We start from the raw sequence: 5,189 nt of genomic DNA on the forward strand, positions 1-5,189 counted from the left end.
GGTGCTCCCGACGATCGTCGAGAGACTGCGGAGCATGTCGCCCCTCTATGCGGCGCGGAACGGAGGTGTCTGATGTACAACGAGACAGTGATGGACCACTTCATGAACCCGCGGAACGTCGGCGAGATGAAAGACCCCGACGGTGTCGGCGAGGTCGGCAACCCGACCTGCGGCGACATCATGAAGATCTTCCTGCGCATCAGGGACGACCGCATCGAGGACGTGAAGTTCATGACCTTCGGTTGCGGCGCCGCGATCGCCTCGTCGAGCATGGCGACTGAACTGATCCGGGGCAAGACCCTGGACGAGGCGTGGGAGATCACGAACAGGGCGGTGGCCGAGGCCCTGCAGGGCCTCCCGCCGCAGAAACTCCACTGCTCAGTCCTCGCCGAGGAAGGCATCCACGCGGCGATCAACGACTACAGGAAGAAACATGGCCTCGAACCCCGCCCCGAGACCGGACACGCCGCCCACGAGGAGGCCGGCGGCGATGCTGAGTGAACACGAACTCGAACGCTACCGCCGGCAGACAATGCTCTTCGGCGAGGAAGGGCAGGAGAAACTGAAAGGGGCGACTGTCTTTATCGCCGGTGCCGGGGGACTCGGGTGCCCGGTCGCCCTGTACCTCGCCGCCGCCGGCGTCGGCCATCTCAGACTTGCCGACTGCGACACCGTGGAGACGACCAACCTGAACAGGCAGGTCCTCCACTGGGACAGGGACGTGGGGCGGGCGAAGGTCGCCTCGGCCGGCGAGAAACTCGCCGCCGTCAACCCGGAGATCGAGGTGGAGACGGCGCGGGTCGTCATCGACGCCTCCAATGTCTCCGACCTCGCCGGCGATGCCGACATGATCGTGGACGCGATGGACAACTTCGAGACCCGCTACCTCCTCAACGAGGCCGCCCTGAAGAAGGGCATCCCCTTCGTCCACGGTGCGATCTCCGGGTTTTTCGGGCAGGCGACGACGATCATCCCGGAAAAGACCCCGTGCCTCCGCTGTATCTTCCCGAAGGCCCCGCCGAAGGAGACCTTCCCGGTGATCGGCACGACACCCGGCGTCATCGGCCTCGTGCAGGCGAACGAGGTGATCAAGTACCTGACCGGGACAGGTGACCTCCTTGCCGGCCGTCTCCTCCTCTGGGACGGCCTTGCCACGACGATGGAGACGATCACGGTGGAGAGGCAGCCGAAGTGCGAGGCCTGCGGTCACCTGTATGAGAGGGTGCATCCATGATAGAACTGACGCATGACGATTTTGACGTGAACGAGATGATCGCCCGGGCGAGAAAACCGTCGATGGGTGCGCTGGTCACCTTCCTCGGTGTGGTGCGGGACGACGACATCGAAGGGATGGAACTGGAGGCCTACGAGGAGGTCGCCCGCGCCGAACTCGGGGCGATCAGGGACGAGGCCTTTGCAAAGTTCCCCATCGAATCGGTGGACATCATCCACCGCACCGGGCGACTGAAGGTCGGGGAGAACATCCTCCTGATCGTCGTCGGCGCCGGGCACAGGCACGAGGCTTTTGCGGCCTGCGAGTACGTCATCGAACGGATCAAGGAGAGTGTCCCCATCTGGAAGAAGGAGACGGTGAAGGGCGGGGACACCCGCTGGGTCTCCGGTCACCAGGGATGAGGGTTGATACCTCTCCGGTCCCATACTTCTCCTGAGTCTGATGACCAGCACGACGAAAAGACCGGCGGGGGGAGTGCTCCCGCAGAAGGAGAAAGGTTTTGTCTCGATACGGGTGCGGGCGCCGGCAGGCGTCCTGACGGCGGAGCAGATGGAGGCGGTCGCCGCAGTGTCGACGAGGTTCGGGCGGGGCGATGTCGCCCTGACCCTCAGGCTCAATGCCGAGGTGCCGTGGGTCAGGCGGGAGGACGTCCCCGCTGCCGTCGAGATACTCGAAAGTGCGGGCCTTGCGGTCGGGAGCACGGGTGCGACTGTCAGGGCGGTCGTCGCCTGCAAGGGGACATTCTGCCGCCACGGCATCGTCGATACCCAGGCCCTTGCCCGTGCTATCGAGGCCCGCGATGGCGGTCGCGCCCTCCCGAGAAAACTGAAGGTCGGGATCGCGGGGTGCCCGAACAACTGTGCGAGAGTCCAGTTCAACGATATCGGGTTAATGGGCGAGGCGTACCCCGTCTTCGATACCGCGGCCTGCACCCTCTGCGGCGCCTGCGCCCACGTCTGCCGGGAGGGCGGAGTTGACGTTGTCGAGGACAGAATCCATTTCTCGGCCGACGCATGCATCGGGTGCGGGGACTGCACCGCCATCTGCCCGTCCGGCGCGGCGACGACGGAGACGAGCGGGGTCGTCGTCTATCTTGGCGGTATGGCGGGCCGCCACATCAGAACGGGCATCCGCGCCACCGGTCCCCTCGGAGTGGGGAACGTTACGACCTTTATCGGCAGGGCTATCGACTATTTTGCAGGCCACGCTGAAATCGGGGAAAGGTTCGGGGATATGATGGAGAGGATAGGGAAAGATGAGGTCGTATCGTCCCTCACTCTTCCCGGTCCCGATAGATCCTCTGGAGGGCGCGGGCGACCTCGCTCTCCGGGTGCGTCCCGGCAATGATCTCTGCGATACGTGTGGGGTCGGGGATCTTTCTCAGGATCACATCGGAGAGTTTCTCGTCCTCTCCCTTTCTGGCACCAAGCAGGCGTCTGTATGCCTCGTCGCTGATCTCTATGGATGGGGGGGCCATCTCTCCTTGGATCACCGGGTTCGTAATTATACCATTCGTTTTTATTTTTCTGTATCTATTCCCATGAACACATTCGGCCGGGGCGCTGTGACGGTCTCAGGAATATCCCCGTGTTTTTCCGGTTCTGGAGATGTCCTGCATTCCGGCCGATCTGTGGTGAATTGCCGCACCACACACCTTATAGTGTTCCGGTTCAAATATTCCTCAAAGAGGGAGGGGGCGGGTCCGGCACCGGTTGGGGCCTGTCTCAGCGGGTATGGAAGAATCTGAACATTTGAAATCGCTCGATATCGTGGAACTCCACGCGCTCAGTATCATCGCCGACAACCAGCCCGGTGTACTCAGGGACATCGCCGCGGTGATGGCGACGAACGCCGCAAATGTGCTCACCGTCCAGCAGTCGATCATGACGTCCGGGTCGGACGCCGGGAAGGCGCTCTTCTACTTCGAGGTCGAGTGCGTCGGCGGCATCGCGCACGCGATCACCGATCTCCTGACGGTCCCGACTGTCCGCCATGTCTCGACCCACGACACCTTCTCCCGGATCTTCGGGTCCAGAGTCATCATCATCGGTGGCGGGGCCCAGGTCGCCCAGGTGGCCCTCGGTGCGGTGAACGAAGCCGACCGGCACAATATCAGGGGCGAGCGGATCTCGGTGGACACGATCCCCCTCGTCGGCGAGAAAGACCTCACCGAGGCCGTCGACGCCGTCGCCCGCCTCCCGAGAGCCTCCATACTCGTGCTTGCAGGGTCCCTGATGGGCGGGACGATCTCCGTGGCCGTCGACCGGGTGCGGGCCGCGGGCATCCCGGTCATCGCCCTGAAGATGGCGGGGAGTGTCCCGAAACACGCCGACCTCGTCGTCACCGACCCGATCCAGGCCGGGGTCTTTGCGGTGATGCACGTCTCGAAGCGTGCGGTCTTCGATATCAACCGCGTCTCTGGACGGGAGTTCTGAAATGGACGAATCGATCATTCATCAGGCGGTGAAGGTGCTCGGGCGCGACGGCCTCGTCGTGTACCCCACGGACACGATCTACGGCCTCGGCGCCGATGCCCTCTCCGAGTATGCTATTGAACGCGTGTACGAGGCGAAGATGCGCCCGCGGTCCATGCCTGTCTCGGTCGCGGTCTCGGACATCGAGATGCTCGGTGCGATCGCACGCGTGGACAGCGTTGCCGACGCCTTCGTCGACCGCTTCCTCCCCGGTCCGGTGACCGTCGTCCTGAAGGCGAAGTCCTGCCTCCCCACCATCCTCACCGGCGGCAGCGGTCTCATCGGGGTCCGCATCCCCGACCACCCGGTGCCCCTGGCGATTATCAGGGAACTCGACGCCCCGATCACGGCGACCTCGGCGAACATCCACGGCGCTGCCGACCCGGTGACGGTCAACGACGTCCACGTCCCCCACGACTTCCTTATCGACGGGGGCAGACTGCCGGGGACGCCGAGCACGGTCGTCGACCTGGTGAACAGGACGGTGGTCCGCGCCGGTGCGCAGATCGAGGAGGTGGGAGCATTTCTCAGAGACCTAGCATGAAGCCAATCAGACTGCGTGACTTTGTCGAGGACAGGGACGGCCTGATCTACGCCGTCTCCGCCTACGACAACACAGAGAGGGTCGGGTGCGTCCTCAGGTACGTCCCGGACCCGGCGGGGGAGCGTGTCGACCCCGCGGGCAGGCACTTCTCCAAACTCGATTTTGGGCCTGCTTTCGAGTATATCAGGGAACACAAACCGCAGTACCTCGCCGACCTCCACCGGGTGCCGCCCGCCGACATCGTGAAGGTCTACAAACCCGACGAGAGGATCGACTGGATTGCGTCCCGCGACGAGAGGGTGAGGCGTCTCCTCTCTCTCTTCGACCTGCCGGCGGGGAGCGTGGGCTGCACAGGGTCACGTCTCATCGGCGTCGAGAACGGAGCCTCGGACATCGACCTGGTCGTCTACGGGCCGGCCTGGTTCTCGGCGCAGGCGCAGTTGAAGCGTCTTGTCGGGGAGGGGAAGGTCCCGGCGATGAGCGAGGAGATGTGGCGGAAGGTCTACACGAAACGCGTCCCGGAGATCTCCTTCGACGCCTTCGTCCTCCACGAGGGGAGGAAGTGGAACCGCGGCGAGTTCGGCGGCACCTACTTCGACCTGCTGTATACGCGGGCATACGACGCCCTCGCCTCGGCACCCTCCGGGAAGGGGAAGGTGCTCGGGCGGGCGACGATCGAGGCGACGGTGACCGACGCCTCCCACGCCTTCGACGCCCCCGCCGTCTATGAGGTAGACCACGAGACTGTCTCCCGCGTCATCTCCTTCACCCACACCTACTCGGGTCAGGCCCTGGCGGGCGAGACGATCGAGGCGCAGGGTGTCCTTGAACAGCACGGGGACACGCAGTGGCTCATCGTCGGGACGACCCGCGAGGCGAAGGGCGAGTACATCATCTCGAAGACGCTGATGGAACAGGCCTGAGCGCCTCTTTTTTT

8 protein-coding genes are annotated in these 5,189 nt (G+C 64.1%); 7 read left to right on the forward strand and 1 reads right to left on the reverse strand.

The window, feature by feature from the left end:
- Positions 1-72: 72 nt before the first annotated feature.
- The 4 genes from nifU to Q0520_RS05165 are packed head-to-tail and all read left to right on the forward strand — an operon-like array spanning position 73 to position 2,581.
- Positions 73-501: a Fe-S cluster assembly scaffold protein NifU gene (gene nifU / locus Q0520_RS05150; RefSeq protein WP_298667329.1), complete on the forward strand. Its 429-nt coding sequence runs from the start codon at positions 73-75 to the stop codon at positions 499-501.
- Positions 491-1,234: a HesA/MoeB/ThiF family protein gene (locus Q0520_RS05155; RefSeq protein ID WP_298667331.1), complete on the forward strand. Its 744-nt coding sequence runs from the start codon at positions 491-493 to the stop codon at positions 1,232-1,234. Before nifU ends, Q0520_RS05155 begins: the two co-directional genes overlap by 11 nt.
- Positions 1,231-1,635 carry a molybdenum cofactor biosynthesis protein MoaE gene (locus Q0520_RS05160; protein ID WP_298667333.1) on the forward strand — a complete coding sequence of 135 codons (405 nt, stop codon included), beginning with the start codon at positions 1,231-1,233 and terminating at the stop codon, positions 1,633-1,635. Before Q0520_RS05155 ends, Q0520_RS05160 begins: the two co-directional genes overlap by 4 nt.
- A gap of 40 nt (positions 1,636-1,675) precedes the next feature.
- Positions 1,676-2,581 (forward strand): 4Fe-4S dicluster domain-containing protein, encoded by a 906-nt coding sequence (locus Q0520_RS05165; RefSeq protein WP_298667335.1) that lies wholly within the window; start codon positions 1,676-1,678, stop codon positions 2,579-2,581.
- Here the strand turns inward: Q0520_RS05165 and Q0520_RS05170 are convergent.
- A complete protein-coding gene (locus Q0520_RS05170; RefSeq protein WP_298667337.1) occupies positions 2,508-2,711 on the reverse strand; it encodes an antitoxin VapB family protein in 204 nt (67 codons plus the stop codon). The two genes, Q0520_RS05165 and Q0520_RS05170, sit on opposite strands and share 74 nt — an antisense overlap.
- 256 nt (positions 2,712-2,967) lie before the next feature.
- Here Q0520_RS05170 and Q0520_RS05175 point away from each other — a divergent pair, with 256 nt between their 5' ends.
- Genes Q0520_RS05175 through Q0520_RS05185 form a run of 3 tightly spaced genes read left to right on the forward strand, consistent with a single transcriptional unit; the run spans position 2,968 to position 5,175 of the window.
- Positions 2,968-3,669, forward strand: a complete 702-nt coding sequence (locus Q0520_RS05175) for a DUF5612 domain-containing protein (RefSeq protein WP_298667339.1) — start codon at positions 2,968-2,970, stop codon at positions 3,667-3,669.
- Position 3,670: 1 nt separating this feature from the next.
- Positions 3,671-4,252, forward strand: coding sequence for an L-threonylcarbamoyladenylate synthase (locus Q0520_RS05180; protein WP_298667341.1), 582 nt, complete (start codon positions 3,671-3,673; stop codon positions 4,250-4,252).
- Positions 4,249-5,175, forward strand: coding sequence for a nucleotidyltransferase domain-containing protein (locus Q0520_RS05185; RefSeq protein WP_298667343.1), 927 nt, complete (start codon positions 4,249-4,251; stop codon positions 5,173-5,175). The genes Q0520_RS05180 and Q0520_RS05185 overlap by 4 nt, the downstream gene beginning before the upstream one ends.
- The last annotated feature ends 14 nt before the right edge of the window (positions 5,176-5,189 follow it).

It is taken from the genome of uncultured Methanofollis sp. (genome assembly GCF_937919355.1).
Lineage (GTDB): Archaea > Halobacteriota > Methanomicrobia > Methanomicrobiales > Methanofollaceae > Methanofollis.

Excerpts from the sequence above, each read along its gene's own strand:
- Q0520_RS05155 (WP_298667331.1), top strand. The coding sequence starts at position 491 with ATGCTGAGTGAACACGAACTCGAACGCTACCGCCGGCAGACAATGCTC.
- Q0520_RS05180 (WP_298667341.1), top strand. The coding sequence starts at position 3,671 with ATGGACGAATCGATCATTCATCAGGCGGTGAAGGTGCTCGGGCGCGAC.
- nifU (WP_298667329.1), top strand. The coding sequence starts at position 73 with ATGTACAACGAGACAGTGATGGACCACTTCATGAACCCGCGGAACGTC.
- Q0520_RS05170 (WP_298667337.1), bottom strand. The coding sequence starts at position 2,711 with ATGGCCCCCCCATCCATAGAGATCAGCGACGAGGCATACAGACGCCTG.
- Q0520_RS05175 (WP_298667339.1), top strand. The coding sequence starts at position 2,968 with ATGGAAGAATCTGAACATTTGAAATCGCTCGATATCGTGGAACTCCAC.
- Q0520_RS05165 (WP_298667335.1), top strand. The coding sequence starts at position 1,676 with ATGACCAGCACGACGAAAAGACCGGCGGGGGGAGTGCTCCCGCAGAAG.
- Q0520_RS05185 (WP_298667343.1), top strand. The coding sequence starts at position 4,249 with ATGAAGCCAATCAGACTGCGTGACTTTGTCGAGGACAGGGACGGCCTG.
- Q0520_RS05160 (WP_298667333.1), top strand. The coding sequence starts at position 1,231 with ATGATAGAACTGACGCATGACGATTTTGACGTGAACGAGATGATCGCC.